This is a genomic window from Mycobacterium sp. NGS49, assembly GCF_059812565.1.
Genome location: NZ_JCALCX010000006.1, coordinates 40,076 through 63,210, shown reverse-complemented (window position 1 = coordinate 63,210; position 23,135 = coordinate 40,076). Strand labels below are relative to the sequence as shown.

General features: G+C 66.4%; 19 protein-coding genes and 2 pseudogenes. 5 read left to right on the top strand and 16 right to left on the bottom strand.

What is annotated here, in order from left to right:
- Window positions 1–3: 3 nt before the first annotated feature.
- Complete coding sequence (glpK, locus tag AC5Y7D_RS07795; RefSeq protein ID WP_499922836.1) at window positions 4–1,581, bottom strand: glycerol kinase GlpK; 1,578 nt, start codon at window positions 1,579–1,581, stop codon at window positions 4–6.
- On the opposite strand from glpK, the gene AC5Y7D_RS07790 reads away from it, so the two are divergent.
- Together AC5Y7D_RS07790 and AC5Y7D_RS07785 are read left to right on the top strand one after the other, a co-directional pair.
- Window positions 1,580–2,347 (top strand): class I SAM-dependent methyltransferase, encoded by a 768-nt coding sequence (locus tag AC5Y7D_RS07790; protein WP_499922832.1) that lies wholly within the window; start codon window positions 1,580–1,582, stop codon window positions 2,345–2,347. The genes glpK and AC5Y7D_RS07790 overlap by 2 nt on opposite strands.
- Window positions 2,348–2,365: 18 nt before the next feature.
- On the top strand, window positions 2,366–3,853 hold the full coding sequence (locus AC5Y7D_RS07785; protein WP_499922829.1) for a glutamate-cysteine ligase family protein: 1,488 nt from the start codon (window positions 2,366–2,368) through the stop codon (window positions 3,851–3,853).
- Here the strand turns inward: AC5Y7D_RS07785 and AC5Y7D_RS07780 are convergent.
- Entirely contained in the window at window positions 3,850–4,281 is a 432-nt protein-coding gene (locus AC5Y7D_RS07780; RefSeq protein ID WP_499922826.1) for a VOC family protein, read from the bottom strand. The genes AC5Y7D_RS07785 and AC5Y7D_RS07780 overlap by 4 nt on opposite strands.
- Window positions 4,282–4,337: 56 nt before the next feature.
- Here AC5Y7D_RS07780 and AC5Y7D_RS07775 point away from each other — a divergent pair, with 56 nt between their 5' ends.
- Window positions 4,338–4,799 carry a hypothetical protein gene (locus AC5Y7D_RS07775; RefSeq protein ID WP_499922824.1) on the top strand — a complete coding sequence of 154 codons (462 nt, stop codon included), beginning with the start codon at window positions 4,338–4,340 and terminating at the stop codon, window positions 4,797–4,799.
- 7 nt (window positions 4,800–4,806) lie between these two features.
- Here AC5Y7D_RS07775 and egtE read toward each other — a convergent pair whose 3' ends face one another.
- The 13 genes and pseudogenes from egtE to AC5Y7D_RS07710 form a co-directional block, all read right to left on the bottom strand.
- Window positions 4,807–5,934, bottom strand: coding sequence for an ergothioneine biosynthesis PLP-dependent enzyme EgtE (egtE, locus tag AC5Y7D_RS07770; protein WP_499922821.1), 1,128 nt, complete (start codon window positions 5,932–5,934; stop codon window positions 4,807–4,809).
- Complete coding sequence (egtD, locus tag AC5Y7D_RS07765; protein WP_499922818.1) at window positions 5,931–6,896, bottom strand: L-histidine N(alpha)-methyltransferase; 966 nt, start codon at window positions 6,894–6,896, stop codon at window positions 5,931–5,933. Before egtD ends, egtE begins: the two co-directional genes overlap by 4 nt.
- Window positions 6,896–7,609 (bottom strand): ergothioneine biosynthesis protein EgtC, encoded by a 714-nt coding sequence (egtC, locus tag AC5Y7D_RS07760; RefSeq protein WP_499922817.1) that lies wholly within the window; start codon window positions 7,607–7,609, stop codon window positions 6,896–6,898. The genes egtD and egtC overlap by 1 nt, the downstream gene beginning before the upstream one ends.
- Window positions 7,609–8,880: an ergothioneine biosynthesis protein EgtB gene (egtB, locus tag AC5Y7D_RS07755; protein ID WP_499922815.1), complete on the bottom strand. Its 1,272-nt coding sequence runs from the start codon at window positions 8,878–8,880 to the stop codon at window positions 7,609–7,611. Before egtB ends, egtC begins: the two co-directional genes overlap by 1 nt.
- Window positions 8,877–10,184: an ergothioneine biosynthesis glutamate--cysteine ligase EgtA gene (egtA, locus tag AC5Y7D_RS07750; RefSeq protein ID WP_499922813.1), complete on the bottom strand. Its 1,308-nt coding sequence runs from the start codon at window positions 10,182–10,184 to the stop codon at window positions 8,877–8,879. The genes egtB and egtA overlap by 4 nt, the downstream gene beginning before the upstream one ends.
- A gap of 271 nt (window positions 10,185–10,455) precedes the next feature.
- Window positions 10,456–11,904 (bottom strand): catalase, encoded by a 1,449-nt coding sequence (locus AC5Y7D_RS07745; protein ID WP_499922811.1) that lies wholly within the window; start codon window positions 11,902–11,904, stop codon window positions 10,456–10,458.
- Window positions 11,905–12,057: 153 nt separating this feature from the next.
- A complete protein-coding gene (locus AC5Y7D_RS07740) occupies window positions 12,058–12,486 on the bottom strand; it encodes a hypothetical protein (RefSeq protein WP_499922810.1) in 429 nt (142 codons plus the stop codon).
- Between the two features lie 112 nt (window positions 12,487–12,598).
- Complete coding sequence (locus AC5Y7D_RS07735) at window positions 12,599–12,958, bottom strand: hypothetical protein (protein WP_499923155.1); 360 nt, start codon at window positions 12,956–12,958, stop codon at window positions 12,599–12,601.
- A 262-nt stretch (window positions 12,959–13,220) separates the two neighbouring features.
- Window positions 13,221–13,415, bottom strand: a complete 195-nt coding sequence (locus tag AC5Y7D_RS07730) for a hypothetical protein (RefSeq protein WP_499923231.1) — start codon at window positions 13,413–13,415, stop codon at window positions 13,221–13,223.
- Between the two features lie 59 nt (window positions 13,416–13,474).
- Window positions 13,475–13,897, bottom strand: a pseudogene (locus AC5Y7D_RS07725) (PPE family protein); the annotation flags it as partial.
- Between the two features lie 406 nt (window positions 13,898–14,303).
- Window positions 14,304–14,450 (bottom strand): annotated as a pseudogene (locus AC5Y7D_RS07720) (DUF4185 domain-containing protein); the annotation flags it as partial.
- A gap of 41 nt (window positions 14,451–14,491) precedes the next feature.
- Window positions 14,492–15,535, bottom strand: a complete 1,044-nt coding sequence (locus AC5Y7D_RS07715) for an aspartate-semialdehyde dehydrogenase (protein ID WP_499922809.1) — start codon at window positions 15,533–15,535, stop codon at window positions 14,492–14,494.
- Entirely contained in the window at window positions 15,536–16,801 is a 1,266-nt protein-coding gene (locus tag AC5Y7D_RS07710) for an aspartate kinase (RefSeq protein ID WP_499923152.1), read from the bottom strand. It abuts the gene before it with no gap.
- A 338-nt stretch (window positions 16,802–17,139) separates the two neighbouring features.
- On the opposite strand from AC5Y7D_RS07710, the gene AC5Y7D_RS07705 reads away from it, so the two are divergent.
- Window positions 17,140–20,736: an ABC transporter ATP-binding protein gene (locus AC5Y7D_RS07705; RefSeq protein ID WP_499922807.1), complete on the top strand. Its 3,597-nt coding sequence runs from the start codon at window positions 17,140–17,142 to the stop codon at window positions 20,734–20,736.
- Here AC5Y7D_RS07705 and AC5Y7D_RS07700 read toward each other — a convergent pair.
- Window positions 20,688–22,517 (bottom strand): hypothetical protein, encoded by a 1,830-nt coding sequence (locus AC5Y7D_RS07700; protein WP_499922805.1) that lies wholly within the window; start codon window positions 22,515–22,517, stop codon window positions 20,688–20,690. The genes AC5Y7D_RS07705 and AC5Y7D_RS07700 overlap by 49 nt on opposite strands.
- A gap of 406 nt (window positions 22,518–22,923) precedes the next feature.
- Between AC5Y7D_RS07700 and AC5Y7D_RS07695 the strand changes: the two genes are divergently transcribed.
- Window positions 22,924–23,118 (top strand): hypothetical protein, encoded by a 195-nt coding sequence (locus AC5Y7D_RS07695; protein WP_499922803.1) that lies wholly within the window; start codon window positions 22,924–22,926, stop codon window positions 23,116–23,118.
- Window positions 23,119–23,135 lie beyond the last annotated feature (17 nt).

The window sequence follows — 23,135 nt, the reverse complement described above, 5'->3', positions numbered from 1 at the left end:
GGATCAGGACACGTCGACCCAGTCCAGGGTCCGCTGTACCGCTTTACGCCAACCCGCATATCCTTCGGCACGCTGATCGTCGTCCCAGTTCGGCGTCCAGCGTTTGTCCTCGCGCCAGTTGGCACGCAGGTCGTCCGGGCCGTCCCAGAAGCCGACCGCCAGCCCCGCCGCGTACGCGGCTCCCAGCGCGGTGGTCTCGGCCACCACCGGCCGCACCACGTCCACACCCAGCACGTCGGCCTGGATCTGCATGCACAGATCGTTGCTGGTGATGCCGCCGTCGACCTTCAAGATCTCGAGGCGCACGCCCGAGTCGGCCTCCATGGCGTCCACGACATCGCGGCTCTGGTAGCAGATCGCTTCCAGCGTCGCGCGTGCCAGGTGCGCGTTGGTGTTGAACCGGGACAGCCCGACGATCGCGCCGCGCGCATCGGATCGCCAGTACGGCGCGAACAACCCGGAGAACGCCGGCACGAAGTACACCCCGCCGTTGTCGGCAACCTGCCGGGCCAGCGACTCGCTCTGCGAGGCGCCGCTGATGATGCCCAGCTGGTCGCGCAGCCACTGCACCGCCGAGCCCGTCACCGCGATCGAGCCCTCCAGCGCATACACGGGCTTGGCGTCCCCGAACTGGTAACACACCGTGGTGAGCAGCCCGTTCTGCGACCGCACGATCGTCTCGCCGGTGTTCAACAGCAGGAAATTTCCGGTGCCGTAGGTGTTTTTCGCCTCGCCAGCGTCCAGGCAGACCTGACCGACCATCGCCGCGTGCTGATCCCCCAGGACACCGGTGATCGGCACCTCGCCGCCGATCGGACCAGTATCGGAGGTGACGCCATAGGGCTGCACCGGGGCGGACGGCTCGATCTTGGGCAGCATCTCCCGGGGGATGGAGAAGAACGACAGCAGTTCGTCGTCCCAGTCCAGCGTTTCCAGGTTCATCAGCATGGTCCGGCTGGCGTTGGTGACATCGGTGACGTGCACGCCGCCGCGCGGCCCGCCGGTCAGGTTCCACAACACCCAGGTGTCAGGGGTGCCGAACAGCGCGTCGCCACGCTCGGCGTCCGCGCGCACCCCGTCGACGTTCTCCAAGATCCATTGCAGCTTGCCGCCGGAGAAGTACGTGGCCGGCGGCAGACCCGCCTTTCGGCGGATCACGTCCCCGCGACCATCTCGATCCAGCGCCGATGCGATGCGGTCGGTCCGGGTGTCCTGCCAGACGATCGCGTTGTAGTAAGGCCGGCCAGTCTTGCGGTTCCACACCAGCGTCGTCTCCCGCTGATTGGTGATCCCCAGGGCCGCAATGTCTTTCGGGGATATGTTGCTGGCGTTCAGCACGGACATCAGCACGGAGGCAGTGCGCTCCCAGATCTCGACCGGGTTGTGCTCCACCCAGCCGGCCCGGGGCAGGATCTGGTCGTGCTCGAGCTGATGACGGGCCACCTCGGCCCCGTCGTGATCGAAGATCATGCAGCGGGTACTGGTGGTGCCCTGGTCGATGGCTGCTACGAATTCCGGCGATACGGCCAACTCCCGGCCCTCTCCTAGGGGTGACGTTGAACACTGCAGATAATCGTCCATGATTATCTATGTGGCCGTTGACATCGAGAACATGCCGCGGGGCGGTCCTGATGCGTCGTGGCTCGACCGGTGGCTGGAGACCGACCGTCCGGAGTACATCGACCGCGACGATGTGGACGACAAGAAACGTGCCGCGATCCGCTCATTGGACAGGATGGGCCGGCTTTTCCGGCTGCACAAGAAGATTGCCCGGATCGTGCTCGAGGAAGTCGGCGATGTGCCTGACCCGAAGATCCTCGAATTGGGCTCCGGCCACGGCGGGCTGGCCCGAACGCTGCTGGAAATGCATCCCACTGCCACTGTCACGGTCACTGACATCGATGCCTCGCTGGTTGCCGCGATACGCGCGGGCGACCTCGGCTCTCACCCCCGGGCCACCGTCCGAGAGATGGACGCCACGGCCATCGACGCGCCGGATCGCAGCTACGACCTCGCGGTTTTCGCGCTGTCGTTCCATCACCTGCCGCCAGCCCCCGCGGCCAGGGTCTTCGCCGAAGGCACCCGGGTGGCGGACAAATTGTTGATCATCGATCTGCCCCGGCCACGGCCGATACCGCACCTGTTTCGGTTGGCGCAGATGTTGCCGCTGGCGATGTTTACGATGCCCCACGACGGAATCATCAGCTCGCTGCGGGCCTACAGCCCGTCGGCGTTGCTGGCGCTGGCCGAGCATGCCGATCCCGCGATCGAGGTCAACCTGCGCGGCGGCTCCCTGTTCCCGGCGTCGCCGCAGATCGCGGTGGCCAGCTTGCGCCGGGGCCGGTAAACCTGTTCCATCGGTCAGGTGGGCGAAGAGGTCAAGCGCACCACGTATGACCGCGCACATCGGCGGGAGTACCGGCGCAAAGTGCGGCTGTGTCTCGACGTTCTCGAGACGATGCTTTCGCGTACCATCTTCGATTCGGAGCGCCCGCTCACCGGCATGGAGATCGAGTGCAACCTCGTCGACGCCGAATATCAGCCGGCGATGTCGAACCGATTCGTGCTCGATGCGATCGGCGATCCCGCCTATCAGACCGAATTGGGCGCTTACAACATCGAATTCAACGTGCCGCCCCGTCCACTGCCCGGACACACCACCCTGGACCTGGAGAAAGATGTCCGGGCCAGCCTCAATGACGCCGAACTCAAGGCCAATGCCAGCGGTTCGCACATCGTCATGATCGGCATCCTGCCCACCCTGATGCCCAAGCATTTATCCGCCGAAGGCTGGATGAGCGAGTCGAACCGGTATGCAGCCCTCAACGAGTCGATCTTCGAGGCCCGCGGCGAGGACATCCCCATCAACATCGCCGGCCCCGAGCCGCTGAGCTGGCAGGCTGCTTCCATCGCACCCGAATCCGCCTGCACCAGCATGCAATTGCACCTGCAGGTGGCTCCGGATGACTTCGCCGCCAACTGGAACGCCGCGCAGACGCTGGCCGGCCCTCAACTGGCACTCGCCGCGAACTCGCCGTATTTCTTCGGCCACCAGCTGTGGTCGGAGACCCGCATCGAATTGTTCGCCCAATCCACCGACACCCGGCCGGAAGAGCTGAAGACGCAGGGGGTGCGGCCACGGGTCTGGTTCGGCGAGCGCTGGATCACCTCGGCCGTTGACCTGTTCAAAGAGAACATCCGCTATTTCCCATCGCTCCTGCCGGAACTGTCCGACGAGGATCCCGTAGCGGAACTGACGGCGGGACGCGCGCCGCGGCTCTCCGAACTGCGCCTGCACAACGGCACCGTGTACCGCTGGAACCGGCCGGTGTACGACGTCTTCGAGGGCCGCCCACAGCTGCGCCTGGAGAACCGGGTATTGCCGGCCGGGCCGAGTGTCGTTGACATGCTTGCCAATTCAGCCTTCTACTACGGCGTGTTGCGTACCATGTCAGAGGCCGACCAGCCCGTGTGGTCGCAGATGAGTTTCCCGCTGGCGCACCGGAATTTCCTGGAGGCCGCTCAACAGGGCATCGACGCGCAGCTGCACTGGCCGGGTATCGGCGAGGTGAGCGCTCGAAAGCTGGTGCTGGACACGCTTTTGCCGATGGCCCACGAGGGTCTGCGGCGGTGGGGTGTCGATGTCGAAGTGCGCGAACGTTTCCTCGGCGTCATCGAGGGCCGCGCCCGGACCGGACGCAATGGCGCCAGCTGGCAGGTGTCCACCGTCGGCGCGCTGGAGGACGCCGGCATGACCCGGCCCCGCGCCCTGGCCGAGATGCTGCGCCGCTACTGCGAACACATGCACGCCAACGAACCGGTGCACACCTGGCCGATCCGCAAGACCAGCTAGCCGATTTGCGCCAACTGGGTCAACCGGACACTGTTTCCCGACGGGTCCCGGAACCCGCAGTCGATGCCGTCGGGCATCTCATGCGGCGCTTCGGTGAATTCCACGCCGCGGGCCTTCATCTCGGTATATCTGGCCGCACGGTCCTCGGTGGTGAGGAATACCGTGCCGGCGAAACCCTTGGCCATCAGGTCGGCCACCTGCTGGTGGGTCGCGTCGTCCATCCGGCCCGGAATCGCCATCAGCACTAGGGACACGTCGTCTTGTCCGGGAGGGCCGACGGTGAGCCACCGGAAATCCAGGTCCGGCAGTGAAACATCTTGTCGCACTTCCATACCCGCCTTCTCGGTCCAGTACTTCAGTGCGACTTCCTGGTCGTGCACCCACAGGTGGGCGCTGGGTACGGGTGAACATGCGGCTGAAGTGCCCACGGGACAGACCGGCGGCCCCGGCCAGGTCGGCGACGGTTATCGGTACGTTGCGAGCCATGGCCGACGAGGTGATGGATTGGGACCAGGCATATCAGCAGCAGGGAGTCTTCCAGGGTCCGCCGCCGTGGAATATCGTTGAGCCGCAACCCGAACTGGCCGCATTGATCGCCGACGGGTGGGTCCGCAGTGACGTGCTGGACGCCGGATGCGGTTATGCGGAGCTGTCGCTGGCGCTGGCCGCACCGGGGGCCGGCTCCTACGTACTGGTGTTCGCCAAGGGCGCGTTCCCGGCCGAGCTGGAGACCAAGCCCAATGAGGTCGACGAGGACGAGTTGCGTGCCGCGGTCGGCAAGTACTCGGAGATCGACGAAATCCGGCCGGCTTTCCTTCATGCGCACGCCCTCGCGGCCCCCCCGCCGCTGCCCGGGCCGCCGGTCGAGTTTTCGGTGCACGACCATGACGAGAAGGGGCGGGTGAAATTCCCCGCCTACCTGCTGAGCGCGCACAAGGCAGGCTGACGGCGCGTCAACCCGACGTGGCTGCCGTCGCCTCGATGAGGGCTTCGGCGAAGGTTTCCAGGTCTGGTGCCGAAGTGTCGACATGCGGCGAGATGCGCAGCACCGGCGCCGTCAGCTCCCGCGGTGCCCGCTGCAGGCCGGCGTAGGTGGTGAGGATTCGGCGCTCCGCGAGCAACCAATCACGCACTTCTTCCGGGTCGGCGCCCTCGGTGGGAGCCAGTGTGGTGATCGCGCTGGGTTCTTCGGTTTCTTCGACCACCGCCCAGCCGTCCACGTCGGCCAGCAGCGTGCGTGCGGTGCTGCCCAACTCGGCCAGTCGTGCCCGAACCTGTTCCGGCCCAGACATCATGTGTTCTCCCAATGCCACCGAAAACCCCACGCGTGCGGCCACATTCGCTTCGCCGAAACCGAGCGGCGCGGGGATCCGCGGGGTCAGCCGCTCCATCAGCTCGGGTCGGAGCGCCAAGACGCCGACCCCGCGCGGCCCGGCCATCCATTTGCGCGACGACGAATACGTGACATCGGCGCCCACCGCGCAATCGATCTGCCCCAATGCCTGCGCGGCATCCACTACCAGCGGCACACCGAGCTCACGGCACAGCTCGGCCGTCATGGCCAACGGCTGCACGATGCCGCGGTGGCTGGCCACGGGCGTCAGGTGAACCAGTCCCGGCGAATTCTCCTCCAGCTCGAACGCCGCGTCGTCGATGGCCAGCCGACCGTCGTCAAGGGTAGGAAGCTGGCGAATTTCGAAACCGTGCGCGGCCATCACCGCCAGATTGGGCCCGTACTCGCCGGGCAGACATGCCAAGGTACGGCCCTCGCGCGGCCAGCTGCCCAACAGCACGTCCAGCGCATGCAACGAGCCGGTGGTATAGACCACCTCCGCATCGACCAGCCCGCACAGTGTCGCCACCGCGGCACGTCCGGCGTCGAGCACCGTGGCCGCGGCCTCGGCCGCCACGTAGCCGCCGACCTCGGATTCGTGCAGGGCATGCTGGGCGGCGGCGTCGAGGGCCGCGAAACTCTGTCGCGAGCAGGCCGCACTGTCCAGGTGCAACCCGGCTACCGGTGGCCGTGCCGCGCGCCACTGCTGGGACAGCCTCTCGCCGGCGGGACTCAAGGTCCCACTCACCTGGCGGCCAGCGACAAACCGAAGTCGTGCGCCTCGTCGGTCCACCACCGGATCCGGCGCAGACCGGCTGCGGCCAGCTCCGCCCCTACCGCTTCCGGGCGGAACTTGCAGGAGACCTCGGTGATCATCTCCTCCCCGGCGTCGAAGTCGACGGTCAGGTCCAGCGCCGCGACGCGGACCCGCTGGCGCCGCGTGGAGCGCAGCCACATCTCGATGCGCTCCTGTTCGCTGTTCCACCGCGCGACGTGTTCGTAGCCGTCGACGTCGAAATCGGCGTCGAGTTGCCGGTTGATCACCGCGAGCACATTGAGATTGAACCGCGCGGTCACCCCTGCCGCGTCGTCGTACGCACGGACCAGCCGATCGGTGTCCTTGACCAGGTCCGTGCCGAGCAACAGGCTGTCCCCGGGCCGCATCACACCCGACAGTGTCGCGAGAAAGTCGGCGCGGGGCCCAGGCGTGAGGTTGCCGATCGTCGAGCCCAGAAATACGAAAAGCCGCCGCCCGCCCCGGGGAATCTCGGTCAGGTGTTCCTCGAAATCCCCGCAGACGGCGTTGATCGTGATGCCCGGATACTCGTTCTGGATGGCGCCGGCGGCAGCCGACAGCACGTTGGCGTCGACGTCGAAAGGCACGAAGCTCCGCAGCGAAGCGCGGTCGCGCAGCGCGTCGAGCAGCAGCCGGGTCTTCTCCGACGTCCCGCTGCCCAATTCGACCAGGGTGTCGGCCTGGCTGGCCGATGCGATCTCCGCGGCGCGCGCACGCAGGATCGCGGCTTCCGCACGGGTGGGGTAGTACTCCGGCAGCCTGGTGATCTGGTCGAACAGATCGCTGCCCACTGCGTCGTAAAACCACTTGGGCGGCAACGATTTCGGCGTCTGCTGCAGGCCGACGAACACGTCGCGCCGCAGTGCATGCAGCGCCGAGTCCGCAGCCAGGTGATTGGACAGCGTGAGCGTCATCAGGATCCTTTCGAACGGTTCAACGCAGTCAACACAACGCGGCCGCCGGCGGAGACCTCCACCAGGTGCCGGTCGGGTACCTCTTGCCAATCCGAGTCGTCATCGTAGGGTTCGCTGGCCAGCACCACCCCGTCGGCGCGGCGCAGGATCCACAAGGTGTCTCCCCAAGCGCTGGCGAGCAGTCGAGAGCCGTTGGCGGCCATGATGTTCAGCCGGGCCAATGGGTCGGCGGCGCCGACCTCGACGATGGTGTCACCCAATGCGTCCAGCCCGCGCGCGAAGATGGCGGCCGCGAGAACCGCGCTGTCACAGACTGATTCGGCGTCCGCGTGCCGGGGCAACACGGCGCGATCGACGACGCCGTTGTGTGACAACAACCACTGCCCATCGGTGAAGGGCGCGGTGGCACTGGCTTCGATCGGCATGCCGATTGTCGCCGAACGCACCGCCGCCACCACGCAGTGGCTCCGCAACGCCGGCGCCACCGATTCGAACGAGCCGTCTCCCCACAACGGTGCCGGGCTGCGCCAGCGCCGCGGCGTGGCGCCTTCGGATAACGGATCGAAGAAACCCACACCCCACCCGTCGGCGTTCATCAGCCCGTGCTTTTGGCGTCGCGGCGCATAGGACTGCACCCGCAGACCCTGCGGCGGGTCGAGCACCAGCGACGCCACACTGACCGGAGCACCGAGCCATCCCAGGTGACGACACATCAGGCGTCCCAGGCCAGCCGGACACCCGAGAAGATCTGACGGCGGTAGGGGTGGTCCCAGTTGCGGAAGCTGGGTCGCAGGATGGACTGCTCGACCGCCCACGATCCGCCGCGCAGCACCCGATAGTCCCCGTCGAAAAAGGGCTGCGAGTAGCGCTCGTAGATCATCGGCACGAATCCGGGCCAGGGCCGCAGTGGCGAACTGGTCCACTCCCAGACGTCACCCAGCATCTGCTCGGCCCCATACGCCGAGGCGCCCGCCGGGTACGCACCCACCGGCGCGGGACGCAGCGCGGTGCCGCCCAGGTTGGACAGATCAGCCGACGGCTGCTCATCGCCCCATGGGTAGCGCCGGCGGGACGCCGTCACCGGATCCCAGGCGCAGGCCTTCTCCCACTCGATCTCGGTGGGCAGTCGGGCCCCTGCCCACGCCGCATACGCCTCGGCCTCGAAGTAGGAAACATGCTGCACCGGCTCATCGGCGGGAATGTTCTCGACATACCCGAATCGGGTGCGGGTGCCGGCACTCCAGAACTGAGGCGCGGTCAGGCCCGCCTGCTGCCGGTGCTGCCATCCGCGTTCGGACCACCACCGAGGTTGCGCATATCCGCCGTCGTCGATGAACTCGCGCCACTCCGCGTTGGTGACCGGTACCCGCCCGATCCGAAAGCCCGGTACCTCCACGACGTGGGCGGGGCGTTCGTTGTCCAGCGAATAGGGCTCGCTCGCGGCATCCACGCCGAGCACAAACGGGCCGCCGGGCACCGGCACCGACGTCCCGGCCACTCCCGCCCGGCCGGCCGGGACCCGGCACACCTCGCGAAGCAGCGGTGCACCGCTGCGCAGATTCAACGCCTGCAGCATGGTTTCGCCGTGCTGATTTTCGTGGCTGATCACCAGGCCGAACTGGAAGTCCGCCGCGTCGTCGGGGAGCGCATCCAGCGCGTCCAGCGCGGCGTCGCGCACCGTACGGCAGAACGAACGCGCCTGCGCCGGGGACAGCAGCGGCAGGTCCACCCGGCTGGCGCGGGAATGCACGAACGCGTCGTAAAGCCCCTCGATCTCGGTCGGCAGCATGCCCGGGCGATCCGGGTTGCCGTCACGCAGCAACCAGAGCTCTTCCTGCTGACCGATGTGGGCCAGGTCCCACACCAGGGGGCTCATCAGCGGGTCGTGCTGCCGGCGTAGTTCGTCGTCGTCGAAATCGACCAGCCGCAGCGTCCGCGCCCGTGCCCGCTCCAGATCGGCGGCCAGCTGTTCCCGTGCGGTCACTGCTCCCCTTGTGCCGCACGCACCGCCTGGGCGACCGTCGCGGCGATCCCATGCTCGACGACGCGGTCGGAGAAGTCGTCGGCCGGACATCGCCCCGTTTCGACGCTGAGCCTCAACTGCTGCATCGCACCGGCCAGTTCGGGCGTGAGTTCGGCAGGCGCCCGCTCGGCGGCGATGGACAGGCAGCGGTTGGCCGCTGCGTAGAGCCGCCGATCCCGCAGGCCGACCCGGGCGGCGACGTCCCACGCGGTCGCCACCGGCTCGACGGCGGCCGCGGCGAGGTCGGCCGCGGCCGGATCGTCGAGCAGGGTCGTCAGCGTGAGAACCAGCGCCGGCCAGATGGCGTCGGGGACGCTGTCGAGATAGCGGATCTCCAGCCACTGCCGGGGGCGCACCGGGGGGAACAACGTGGTCAGGTGGTAATCCAGGTCGGCGATGGTGGGCCGGCGATCGCCCAGCAGCACCCGGCCTTCCACCCAGTCGGTGAACGGCACGTGGTGCGTGACGGCGCAAGCGCCGTCGGTGTCCGGACTGCGCACCATCATGACCGGCGCCTTCAGCGCATACCGTGCCCAGTCAGTTCCCGGATCGTCACCGCTGACCCCCAATATCGGGCCGCACCGCGCGGAATCCATCTGACCCCACACCCGCTGCCGGGTGGACTGCCAGCCGGTGAACTCGCCGGCCAGCATCGGGGAGTTGGCGGCGATGGCGATCATCGTGGGCCCCAGTGCGTGGGCCAGGCGGACCCGTGCCGCCCACCCTGCCTGCGGACCGGCGTCCAGGTTCAGCTGGATCGACGCCGTCGAGGTCATCATCGCCGCGCCCGCTGCTCCGCTGTCACTGGCGGCGAAGAACTCTTCCATGGCGCGGTAGCGAGCGCCGGGGTTGATCCGATGCGGCGACCGCAGCGGGTCCGCCCCCAGGAACACCAATCCCAGCCCGGCCTGGGCCAGGGCGGCTCGCAACACCGCCTGATCACGGGCCATGGCATCGATCGCGGACAGCACGCCCTCGGCAGGCGGACCGGAAAGTTCGACGGCGCCCCCGGGTTCCACCGTGACGGCGCTGCCGCCCGGGAGCGGGGCCAGCCACTCGAGCACCGCGCTGATCTCGTCCCAGGTCGGCCGGCGCACGGGATCGGCCGGATCGAAGCAATGCGCCTCGATTTCCAGACCGACGCGTCCCACCGGTCCGTCGACCAGGCAGCCATCGGCAACGTACTGGGCGACGGCGGCCGAACTGGTCAGCTCGGCGTCGGCCAGGTTCACCTGGCGGCCCGCGGTGGCGGTGATGCGCGTCATATCACGATCCCTCCGGGGCAGCTGGGTGGGCAGCTATCGAAACGATAACCACCCTCACTTCATCTTCCAGAGAGCACCGACAAATTCCCGACCATGTTCAGTTGCACGAGGCCACCGAGTACCCATTTTTACCTTGGCTGCCGGCCCGGTGCGTCCGGTGGTGCCGCGAACCGGCGCGGCACCGTGGCCCGCTACGCCAGCCTGGCAGGCCCCGGTCACCGGCAACACGTTTTCGCGCAGCCGGGTTTGAAACCCCGCGGCCGCGACATCCTCAGCCGAGGTTCGCCCGGACCCCCTCTTCGACCTTCTTGCCGAGGTCGGGGTCGACATTGCGCCAGTACTCGAACACCCGGGACAGCACCGGCTCCTTGACGCCCTTGGAAACGTGCCCAATAATGTTGCCGGCCAAGCGCTCTCGCGCGTCGTCGTCGAGCACCTCGCGCACCAGCGTGCCGGCCTGACCCCAGTCGTCATCCTCGGGACGCAGCGTGTAGGCGGCGCGGATCATCTCGCCGTCGGCCTGCCAGCGCACTTCGGCGGCGCGTGCCGGGTCGGCGTGCGGGCCACCGAAGGAGTTGGGCGCGTAAACGGGATCGGAGACGTTCTTGACCCGCATGGCGCCGTCTTTGGAGTAGCTGTTGACCTCGACCTTCGGGGTGTTGACCGGAATCTGTCGGTAATTCGTCCCCAGCCGGGCGCGGTGCGCATCCGAGTAGGAGAAGCCACGGGCGAGCAGCATCTTGTCCGGGCTCAGACCGGTCCCCGGCACGATGTTGTTCGGCTCGAAGGCCGCCTGCTCGATCTCGGTGTGATAGTCGGTGACGTTGCGCGTCAGGGTCAGCTTGCCGACATCGATCAGCGGGTAGTCGCCGTGCGGCCAGACCTTGGTCAGGTCGAACGGGTTGTACCGGTAGGTCTTCGCCTCCTCGAACGGCATGATCTGCATCTTGAGCGTCCAGCTCGGGAAGTCGCCGCTCTCGATGGTTTCGTACAGATCGCGCTGGTGGTAGTCGCCGTCCTCGCCGGCCAGCCGATCTGCGTCCTCCTGGGTGAGGTAGTCGACGCCCTGGTCGCTCTTGAAGTGGTACTTGACCCAGAAGATCTCGCCGTCGGCGTTGATCCAGCTGTAGGTGTGGCTGCTGTACCCGTTCATGTGGCGCCACGTCTTGGGGATGCCGCGGTCACCCATCAACCAGGTCACCTGGTGTGCCGACTCCGGCACCAGGGTCCAGAAGTCCCATTGCATGGTGTGATCGCGCAGATTGGTCGCCTGCATGCGCTTCTGGGAGCGGATGAAGTGCTGGAACTTCATCGGGTCGCGGATGAAGAAGACCGGGGTGTTGTTGCCGACCATGTCGAAGTTGCCCTCCGACGTGTAGAACTTCAGCGCGAAACCACGCGGGTCGCGCCAGGTGTCTGGGCTGCCGCGCTCGCCGGCGACGGTGGAGAACCTGATCAGGGTGTCGGTCTTGGTCCCGGGCTGGAACACCGCCGCCCTCGTGTACCGGCTGACGTCGTGCGTCACCTCGAAGTGGCCGAAGGCACCCCCGCCCTTGGCATGCGGTTGGCGCTCCGGGATGCGTTCCCGGTTGAACTGCGCCATCTGCTCGATCAGGTAATGGTCTTGCAGCAGGATCGGACCGTCGGGACCGAGGGTCAACGACTGCTCGTCACTGGGTGCCGGGCTGCCGCCGTCCGTGGTGGTGTACCGTTCCGTCATTTCGCAATCTCCTCTACCTGAACTATCGAGAAATCAAGGGCAGCAAGCACTCTGTGATCTGGCCCCGAATCCGGGGCATGCACTTCGGTGTACCCGGGGTGTCCCTGTACCGAAACCGAACAGACCGCCGTGGTCCGAAGCCCCGGCATCGGACTACGGGCGAGTGGGCGCGGTGCTGGGTGCGGTGGGGCCCGAGGCCGGCGCCTGGCCGGGGCCGGCACCGGGCGGAGCGGCGGCCGGCCCGCCGGGACCACCAGGGCCACCGGGGAATCCGGGACCCATGCCCGGAGGCGGCGGACCGCCGGGGAAACGGAACTGCCAGCCGGGCCCGCCCGGACCACCGGGACCATCGGGCCGGAACATGCCGTGGTGGTGGTGGCGGTGGTGATGGCAGGGTCCGCCGCCGAAGATCATGGCACCGGTGAACAACAACGTGGAAGCGATGAACACGATGCCGGCGACGATCACCACCCACGCCGCAACCCGGTACAGCCGGGGCGGCTTCTCCCGGTAATCCGTCCTGGTCGGCGGCGCGGTGGCAACTGCAGCCGGTGGGGTCGTTGATTCCGGTGTCTCACTCATACCTTCGAATATGGTCCAGCCCCGCAGCAGCGTAAAGGGGCGCGCTCACAAAGTTGCCGTGAATTGATGAAGCCCGGCGCTGTGCAGCGCCGGGCTGGACGGAGGAGGGTGTTCAGCGGCCGGGTGTGGCCGAGGGAGTGACGGAGGGTGCGACCGAGGTCGGCAGCTGGCTGGGCCCGGCGGGACCGGTGCCGGGATTCACCGCCGGCGCGCCCCCGTTGGGGAAGCCCGAGCGGTGCATCATCGCCGGGTGGTGCTTGTGGTGCCGGTGGTGCCCGCCGCCGTGCCCGGCGGCCAAACCCAGCCTGAAGCCGGTGAAGAAGATGACCGCGACGATGAATACGATGCCGGCGACGATGGCAACCCATGCCGCCGCCTTGAACACCTTCGGCGTCCGGTCGACCACCGGCGCCGGCGGTACCACGGCCGTAGAAGTCCCTGAAGTGTCGGTAATTTCGCTCATGCCACGAATGATGCAGGGGCAAACAGTAGTGGCCGCTATGCGCTGGTTAGGTGCCAGCTGTGAGACGAGCCGAGTGGCGCGTGGGTCTGGTAGGCAGTGTTAGGAGTCACTCACCTGCCGGTGACGTTGTTTCTAAAACCTGTACCTGATCCCTGGCTCTACCCTCCACCCCGGTTGCGAGGGCGCCGTAGGAACATCAAACGGCCGGGGGGTCGGTCTGGGGTTCGGGGTTGGTCTGGGTGTGGGAGTCGGGTTAGGGGTCGGTCTCGGATTAGGGGTCGGTCTGGGTGTGGGAGTCGGGGTCGGTCGGGGGGTGGGTGTGGGAGTCGGCGTTGGTCTGGGTGTGGGGGTGGGGTTGGGCGATGGCGGCGGCGTCGTCGTTGGCGGTGTCGTAACGGGTGGCGGCGTTGCCGGTGGCGCAGTAGGCAATCTCGGCAAACCGCGTAGCAGTTCCGTGATGGGACACAGCCGCGACCAGGCCTGCGAAACGCCGACGTGGTACGCGAACATCGCGGCCACATCCTGAGCCCACATCTCTTCATAGGCGGCCTCCATGGCCGCGATTGCCGGAATATTGAAACCGAATAAGTTCAATCTGGCCAATGCAGCGGTGACAGCGCGGTTGATCGCGACCAGAGCTGGTTGCACCGTCGCGGCTTGAGCGGCCTCGAACGCCGCTGCGACTGCAACAGCTCCACTGGCCGCCCCCTCGGACTGAGTAGCCGCCGCAGTGAGGAAAGCCGCGTACGGCGCGGCCGCCTCGGTCATCTTGGACGCGGCAGCGCCCTGCCATGGCCCACTGGCCAGATCGGACGTAATCGAGGCGAATGAGGTTGCTGCCGAGCGCAACTCGTCGGCCAGTCCGCTCCATGCCGTCGCGGCTGCGAGCATTGGCGCGGATCCGGCGCCGTTGTGCAACAGCGCCGAGTTGATCTCCGGAGGCAACATGGGATACGTCATCGGCCATCCTTTCGCTGTGGCTCAACCCGACTACGTGGCTACCATCACCCGGTAGTTGCAGCCTTCGCGTCGACGCGTAAACGGACCGCGAACCATAGGGCGGGTTTCGACCTGACCATGTCGTTCATCCCTCCAAAAACGAAGAGGCTCGCCGATCATGCAGCGCATCAATGGCTGAGAGCCTATCTCTAACACGGCGCCACGTATACACGTGTTCAATAAGCAATCGCGATGGGCAAACAGACCCCACGATAGGGTCCCGATCACGCGGACGGGCGTACAGCAACGTGAACCCGCCCGGAATATGGCGCGGGCTCGGTCCTGTTCGGCGAGCGACGACCGTTACGCCCGTGCGATCCGCTTCGTCAGCAGTTCATCGAGCGTGGAACCTGGCGAGCCGGCTGGGGAATTCGACGAAGTCACACAGGTCGGTGGCGCCGATGCCGTGATCCGCGGTCGGCGTCCCGGTACCGGCTGCCGGCGCGGGCACCGGAGGCTCGCGCCGTCGAAATGCCTTGCAAAACAAGACAACACAAGACAGCTGAGCGCCGCGCGACCGGAGTGAAAATCAACTCGCTTCGACTACAGTTCGGCGGCCAGCAGCTCGGCGATCTGGATCGTGTTCAACGCCGCCCCCTTGCGCAGGTTGTCCCCGGACACGAACAGCGCCAGTCCGCGCCCGCCCGGCACCCCCGGGTCCTGCCGAATACGACCGACCAGGGACTCGTCGACTCCCGCAGCGGCCAGCGGCGTGGGCACGTCGACCAGTTTCACCCCCGGCGCGTCCGCCAACAGCTCGCGGGCCCGCTCCGGCGAGAGCGGACGGGCGAATTCGGCGTTTATGGACAGGGAGTGGCCGGTGAAAACCGGGACCCGCACACAGGTCCCGCTGACCAGCAGGTCGGGAATGCCGAGGATTTTGCGGCTCTCCGATCGCAGCTTCTGGTCCTCATCGGTCTCACCCGAACCGTCGTCGACCAGCGAACCCGCCAACGGCACCACGTTGAACGCGATCGGAGCGACGTACTTGTTCGGCGGCGGGAAGTCGATGGCGCCGCCGTCATGCACCAACTGCTCGACGTCGTCGATCACCGCCCGCGCCTGGGTCGCCAACTCCTCGACACCGGCCAGACCACTGCCGGACACGGCCTGGTAGGAGGACGCGATGAAGCGGACCAGCTGCGCCTCGTCGTGCAGCGCCTTGAGCACCGGCATCGCGGCCATGGTGGTGCAGTTCGGATTGGCGATGATGCCCTTCCTGAGAGGCCCAGCCCTGCGGACGTCCCGCTCGAAGTTCACTTCGGAGACCACCAGGGGCACATCCGGGTCCTTGCGCCACGCCGACGAGTTGTCGATCACCGTCACCCCGGCGGCCGCGAACCGCGGCGCCTGCACCCTGGACATGGCCCCACCGGCGGAGAACAACGCGATGTCCAGCCCGGTGGGATCGGCCGTCGCGGCGTCCTCGACCTCGATCTCCTGACCGCGGAACGGCAGCTTGCGGCCCTGCGAGCGGGCCGAGGCGAAGAACCGCACTGACGTGGCCGGGAAGTCGCGCTCGTCGAGCAGCGTGCGCATCACCTGGCCCACCTGACCGGTGGCACCTACAACTCCGACGGCAACCATCTATCTGCCCGTCCCCGCATACACCGTGGCCTCTTCCTCGCCGCCGAGGCCGAATGCCTCGTGCAACGCAACAACGGCCTTGTCTAGTTCGGTGTCGCGGCAGAGCACCGAGATGCGGATCTCGGAGGTGGAGATCAGCTCGATGTTGACCCCGACCGCCGCCAGCGCCTCACAGAACGTGGCGGTGACGCCGGGGTGGCTGCGCATGCCGGCGCCGATCAGCGACACCTTGCCGATGTGGTCGTCGTAAAGCAGTTGAGTAAATCCGATCTCGTCCTGCAACGAGTCGAGTTTGGCGACCGCCGTCGGTCCGCTGTCTCGCGAACAGGTGAAGGTGATGTCGGTCTTGCCGTCCTCGACCTTGCTGACATTCTGCAACACCATGTCGATGTTCACGTCGGCGTCGGCAACTGCCCGGAAGACCTTGGCCGCGTAGCCCGGGATGTCCGGGATCCCGACAATGGTCACCTTGGCTTCGCTCCGGTCGTGAGCGACTCCGGTGAGCAGAGGGCTTTCCATAGGTACGTCCTTGATCGATCCGACAACGACAGTGCCCAACTTGTCCGAATACGACGACCGGACGTGCACCGGAAGGTCGTAACGCCGTGCGTACTCCACGCAGCGCAGCATCAACACCTTGGCGCCGCAGGCCGCCAGCTCGAGCATCTCCTCGAAGGTGACCGTCTCGAGCTTGCGGGCCTTGGGCACGATCCGCGGGTCGGCGCTGAAGATGCCGTCCACGTCGGTGTAGATCTCGCAGACGTCGGCGCCCAGCGCGGCGGCCAGCGCGACCGCCGTGGTGTCCGAGCCACCGCGGCCCAGCGTCGTGACGTCCCGGGTGTCTTGGCTGACGCCCTGGAACCCGGCAACAAGCACGATCCGCCCCTCGTCCAGCGCTGCCTGCAGCCGTCCCGGCGTGACCTCGATGATCTTGGCGTTCCCGTGCGTCCCAGTGGTGATCACGCCGGCTTGCGATCCGGTGAACGAGCGGGCGTGGGCGCCCAGAGACTCGATCGCCATGGCCACCAGTGCGTTGGAGATCCGCTCCCCGGCCGTCAGCAGCATGTCAAGCTCGCGGGGCGGCGGAACCGGGCAGACCTGCTGAGCCAGATCCAACAGGTCGTCGGTGGTGTCGCCCATTGCGGAGACGACCACAACGACGTCATTGCCCTGCTTCTTGGTCTCGACGATGCGCTCGGCGACTCGGCGAATCCGGTCGGCGTCGGACACCGAGGATCCGCCGTACTTCTGCACGACGAGCGCCACTGTTTCCCTTCCCATACCGAAGCTGCTTAGCCACCACTGGTGGTATAAGTCCACAACAGGATACGGGTCGGCGCATCTCGATTAATTTCGATGCCGCGGGGCCACGGTTCGGCCGTCGAGGGCGGCGCGCGCTGGACATCACCCGAAGACGCAGGTACGCCGCCCGCTGGTGACCAGCAACCGGCGGGGCTCATAACGAGGCGAGGGCCGGGTGGCGCGCGCCCGGACGAGTTTTCAGATGTGCAGGTGATCCGGGCAGCGTGGGAGAATGCCTGCGGCGGCCACCAGCGCATTTGGGCTGGTGGTCGTCCGGGTTCGCCGGAAAGGGCTGTGGCGGGATGCGGACAAACTGGTGGGGACGGTTGTCGCGATACGTTCTCCGGTACCGGCGTGACCTGCTGCTGGGATTGTTCGCGTCGGTGGTCGGCACCGCGATCACGGTCATGGTTCCGCTGGTCACCAAACGCGTCATAGACAATGCGATCGCGCCGGATCACAGACCTCTGGCGCCGTGGGCTCTGGTGCTGGTTGCCGCTGCCGGTGCGATCTACCTCATGACCTTCGTGCGCCGGCATTACGGCGGTCGAATCGCCCATTTGGTGCAGCATGACCTCCGCGTGGACGCGTTTGCGACGCTGATGCGCTGGGACGGCCGGCAGCAGGACCGCTGGAGCAGCGGCCAGCTCATCGTCCGGACCACCAATGACCTGGAACTGGTGCAGACGCTGCTGTTCGACCTGCCCAATGTGATCCGGCATCTGCTTACGCTGCTGCTCTGCCTCGCGGTCATGGCCTGGCTATCTCTACCGCTGGCTTTGCTCGTGGTGCTAGTTGTACCGCTGATCGGCCTGGTCGCCCACCGCAGCCGCCGCCTGCTGGCGGTAGCCACCGAGGCTGCGCAAGAACGCAATGCCGCGGTCACCGGTGTGGTCGACGCCGCGGTCAGCGGGATTCATGTCGTCAAGGCCTTCGGGCAGCAGTCCCAGGAGACGGTGAAACTCACGACTGCCGGCCGCGCGCTCTATGCAGCACGCGTGCGGGTAGCCCGGCTCAACGCATACTTCGGCCCGCTGCTATTGGGCCTGCCCGCGTTCGGGCAGATGGCGGTCCTCGCGCTCGGCGGATGGATGGCGGCACAGGGCACGATCACGGTGGGCACCTTCGTTGCCTTCTGGTCTTGCCAGACCCTGGTGTCGCGGCCGGCGTGCGATCTGGCGGGGATGCTCACCATCGCGCAGCAGGCGCGGACAGGCGCCATGCGAGTGTTCGAACTCATCGACAGCCGGCCGACTCTGGTCGATGGAACCAAGCAGCTGCCCTCGTCGACTCCGGTATCCCTCACCTTCGAGCAGGCATCGTTCGGCTATACGGCCGAGCACCCCGTCCTGCGCGGCATAGACCTCTCAGTTCGGCCCGGGGAAACCCTTGCCGTGGTCGGCCCGCCGGGCGGCGGCAAATCCACCTTGGCGGTGCTGGCGATGCGCTGCTACGACGTCACCGCGGGAGCGGTCCGCGTCGGCGGCCATGATGTCCGCGACCTGACTCTCGATTCGTTGCGCTCGGCTATCGGCCTGGTACCCGAACAGGCCATCCTGTTTTCCGGAACTATCGGTGAGAACATCTCCTACGGCCGGTCGAACGTGACACTGGAGCAGATCACCGCCGCGGCCCGGGCGGCGCATATCGACGAGTTCGTGAACACTTTGCCGGACGGCTACGCGACGCCGGTCGGAGCGCAGGGATTGACGCTGTCCGGCGGGCAGCGGCAACGGATCGCGCTGGCCCGGGCGCTGGTTGGCAACCCCCGATTGTTGATCATGGACGAGCCGACCTCGGCCGTGGACGCGGTCATCGAAGCTTCGATCCAGGACGTGTTGCGGGAGGTCCTCGCAGACCGGACCGCGGTCATCTTCACCCGCCGCCGCTCCATGCTGTCCTTGGCCGACCGCGTCGCGGTGCTCGATTCCGGGCAACTGCTCGATATCGGCACCCCGGAGCAACTATGGGGACGCTGTTCGCGTTATCGCGAACTACTCTCGCCCGCAACAGATCCCCTGCGTAATCTCGCGTTCGAAGACGGTGCGCCCGGGCCAGAATCGGAACCGGAGGCCATCGACGTCGCCGCTGACGCGACCGACCCAAGCGACCACTCACCCAAGCCCGACCTGTTGCGCCGCCTGCTGCACGACTTCCGCGGGCCACTCGTCGTGAGCCTGCTGCTGGTCGCCCTCGAGACCGGTGCGGGATTGTTGCCGCCCCTGCTCATCAGGCACGGTATCGATGTCGGCATCCGTCAGCACGTGCTGACGGCGCTCTGGTGGGCGGCACTGGCCGGCACTGCCATCGTGGCCATCCGGCTGGTCGCACAGTGGGGCAGCGCCGTGGTCGCCGGAACCGCCGGGGAGAAGGCGCTGTTGCGATTGCGCTCTCTGGTATTCGCCCATGCGCAGCGCCTCGACCTGGACGCCTTCGAAGACGACGGTGATTCCCAGATCATCACCGCGGTCACCGCCGACGTAGACGCCATCGTGGCGTTCCTGCGCACGGGTCTGGTCATCGCCATCGTCAGCCTGGTGACGGCGGTGGGCATTCTGGCGGCACTGCTGACCATCAACGCCAAGTTGGCGTTGCTCATCTTCGCCACCTTGCCGATGCTGGGCCTGGCGACGTGGCAATTCCGCCGGGCGTCGAGCTGGACCTACCGGCAGGCGCGGCAGCGGCTTGGGACCGTGACCGCCACCCTGCGGGAGTACTCCGCAGGGCTGCGAATCGCACAGGCCTACCGTGCCGAAGACGTAGGATTTCAAACATATTTCGCGCACAGCGACGACTACCGACGCCTTCGCGTCCGTGGTCAACGGCTGCTGGCGCTGTATTTCCCGCTCGTACCGTTAACCTGCAGCCTGGCAACGACACTGGCGCTGTTCGTAGGGGGACGCGACGTACAGGCGGGCGTGCTCTCGGTCGGCGCGCTGGTGACCTACCTGCTCTATGTCGAAATGTTGTTCGCGCCGGTCGACAAGCTGTCCCAAATGTTTGACGAGTATCAGCGCGCGGCGGTTGCCGTCGGGCGGATCCGGTCGCTGCTGAACACACCGACGGCATTTTCGCCGTCGGCGGCACCGGTGGGAACGCTGCGCGGTGAGATCGAGTTCGACGCCGTTCACTTCCGGTACCCGACCCGGGATGCGCCCGCACTGGCCGGGATCAATCTGCGGATTCCGGCCGGTCAAACGGTGGTGTTCGTCGGCTCCACCGGGTCAGGGAAATCAACCCTGATGAAGTTGGTGTCCAGGTTCTACGACCCGACCGACGGGATCATCCGGGTCGATGGTTGCGACTTGCGGGAACTCGATATCGACGGCTACCGCAGCCGGCTGAGCATTGTGGCGCAGGAACCCTACCTATTCGCTGGGACGGTCCGTGATGCCATCGCATACGGGCGTCCCGATGCGACCGACGCGCAGGTCGAACGGGCCGCTCGCGAGGTGGGTGCGCACCCCGTGATCGCCGCGCTCGATGGCGGGTACCAGCATGGGGTGGCCGCAGGTGGCCGGAATCTGTCCGCCGGCCAGCTGCAGTTGTTGGCGTTGGCTCGGGCGCGGCTGGTCGATTCCGACATCTTGCTGCTCGACGAGGCCACCGGCGCCCTGGACCCCGCTACCGAGGCCTTGGTGCACTGGGCGACCCTTGGCCTGGCGGCCGACCGGACCACGTTGATCATTGCCCACGAGTTGGCAATTGCCGAATTCGTAGATCGGATCGTGGTTCTCGAGCAGGGAACCATTGTCGAGGACGGCACCCACGTCGAGCTACTGGCTGCCGGCGGACGCTATGCCGCGCTGTGGGCGGCCCACAGCCGGGTGGGCCGGCCGTCTAGCGGGGATCAGGCAACCGGAGCATCGGGCATCGCGGTCAGCGCCAGCATGACGTAGTGCCGCAGCAGCCGACGGGTGCAGTCCTGGACCGCCAGGTTGCGCCGACCGTCCAAACTGTAGGCGGAGTCCACGATCCAGAACGCGAACAGGCTGGTCGAGAGGTAGGCCGGCATGTCCTCGCACCGCAGCACGGCCTCGGCAATGTCCTCGAGGAGCTGTCGCACCGAGCGCGCGGCGGCGGCCGGGCTCATGCCCAGCATGTCGTTGTCCCAGTCGGCCGGAGGCGTCTGATTTCCTTCCAGCGGTAGCGTCTGCAGCACCTCGGAGACCAAGGCGTGCACCTGGAGCGGGCGCAGGCAGTCGGCCGGACGGTGGTGTCCCAGATCGGCACCCCAGCCTGACAACCGGTCGCGCAACCGGTCCGCCGACATCTCACGAATCAGGTTTCGCGCCCATTTGCGCGGTTCCTCGCGGTTGTCGTGGTACAGAATCAGATCCAGCGGACCATGCTTGTCAAAGCGCATCAGTCGCCACACCAGATCGAAGAATTCCTCCGATGACAACGCCTCACCATAGGGGATGGGCTGTTCGCGGTTGCGGATCTCTTGGACAGGCGGAGCCTCGGTGGATGCGGAAATCCACTCCTCGAACCGCCGGCCATCGATCTGCCTTTCCTGCAGCGGCAGCGGCACCGGACGGTCTGGAGTGCTCTTCCACTTGGCGAGCAATTCGGCGATTTGGCCGGCGGCATCGCACAGGGTGGCAATGAAGCGCTGCTGGTAGGACTCATCGGGTACACCGCTGGTCAACAGTTCGCTCAGCGAGGCACTTGGCGTGTCCTCGACATCGCTGACCAGACGGCCGGGGTTGTCGGCCACGCGGTGGAAGGCCATGATGATGCAGCTGCGCGCATTTCCGGAGGCGGTGCGGAAGCGGTGGTGCACCAGGGAACCGGCGGCGAACACGGTGCTCAGCGGCCGTTCGGAATCACTGACCTCGATGACGACCGGGCTGTCTTGATCCCGCAACTGCATCTGCGCGTCGAATACCCGCCTGATCCTCTCGGTGGTGGTGAAGATCGACGCATTTTCGCTGGACCACGGCTCCCCGGCCTCGTTGACAAAGCAGGTGCGAGCGAGTTGATGGGTGCCAGGCAGGAAGGTGAAATTCTGCCCGGCCGGCCCCTTGGCAGTTCCGCGGCGCCAGGTGACGATGATCTTGTATTCGTCATTGAAAGGCGTGTTGTCGATGTGCAGCATGTTGTCCTGCGCCAGGACGGACAACGGCTCCGCGTCCTTGGCACGTGCATCAACCATCCGGATCGGACCGCCGACCGCATAGGAGATGAGCGTGATCATCAACGGGTGCACCATCGGGCTGTTGACCTCAGGATCGGTCAGAAGTCCTACGGTTCGGCGCAAGTCCACGAAGCGGTGTATGAAGCTACCGCTGCCCTCCTGCGCCATGATTTCGTCGTAGCGCGCAACCAATTCCAGGAAAGCGTCCGACTCGACTATGTCGGCGAGGACTACCGCGCCCTGCTCTGCCAGTTGACCCAAGAGGTCCTGCAGCCCGGCGGTTGCGGTGGCGGCGTCCTGCGGGCTCAGGACCTCGAAGGCTTTGGTGAGCTCCGCCAAGAGCGTGCTGCGGTAGGACTCTTTCTCCTCCAGATCGCGGAAACGCTTGTACGCCCAGGCGGCGGGAAGCTCTTCAGGCGCTACCAGTTCCGGACCGATCGGAGCCGCGAAATTCATTGGCAGCACATCATCAGAGTTGAATTTGACTAACTGAATTCCATTGGCATTATCGGTCGAAGATAATGTCGCGCCAAGCTGCATGAGCGATACCCCTAGCCGAGAAGTGAACGTGTTGCGATAGCCGATGATCAAGTCCGAGAAGCCCAGTCCGCTCCGCTGGCGGCTGATCGCGCTAAGCGTACGTCAAATAACCCACCTAACCTGGTGTGATTCCACTCTCAAGCAGGGCATTGATGTGCGGCAACGCACTTTACTCTCGAATGCTTGAAGGTTGCTGAGTATCAATGCCAGGGAATTGACAGAAAAGCCTTTCTCATTTATACCGGCACGACCGCCGCGGAGCCTGTGTTTTCCCCCAGAGACCTCAGGCACCATTAGCATTCGGAATTCTCAGCGCGGAAACGCATTCAGTCGCCGGCCGGAGCCAAGGTCTGCGATCGACAGCGACGACATTGCCGTCCGGTTTGCCGTTCGGGCTGCCAAGAGCATGGGTAGCGGGAGAACCCCGACCAAGCTGGCCGACGAGACGCCGACCCAGGTGCACCAGCACATCGCCGCCGAGCACCGGACGCGGGCGGCCAAACGGTGGTTTGCCCTGAGCCTTTTTGCTCGGGGCACCGATCGCTGTAGAGTTCTTTGCGTGCAGCGGGTGCTCCTCCTCGGACGCCGCGACGGGGCCTGATCCAGACCGGCTTCCCG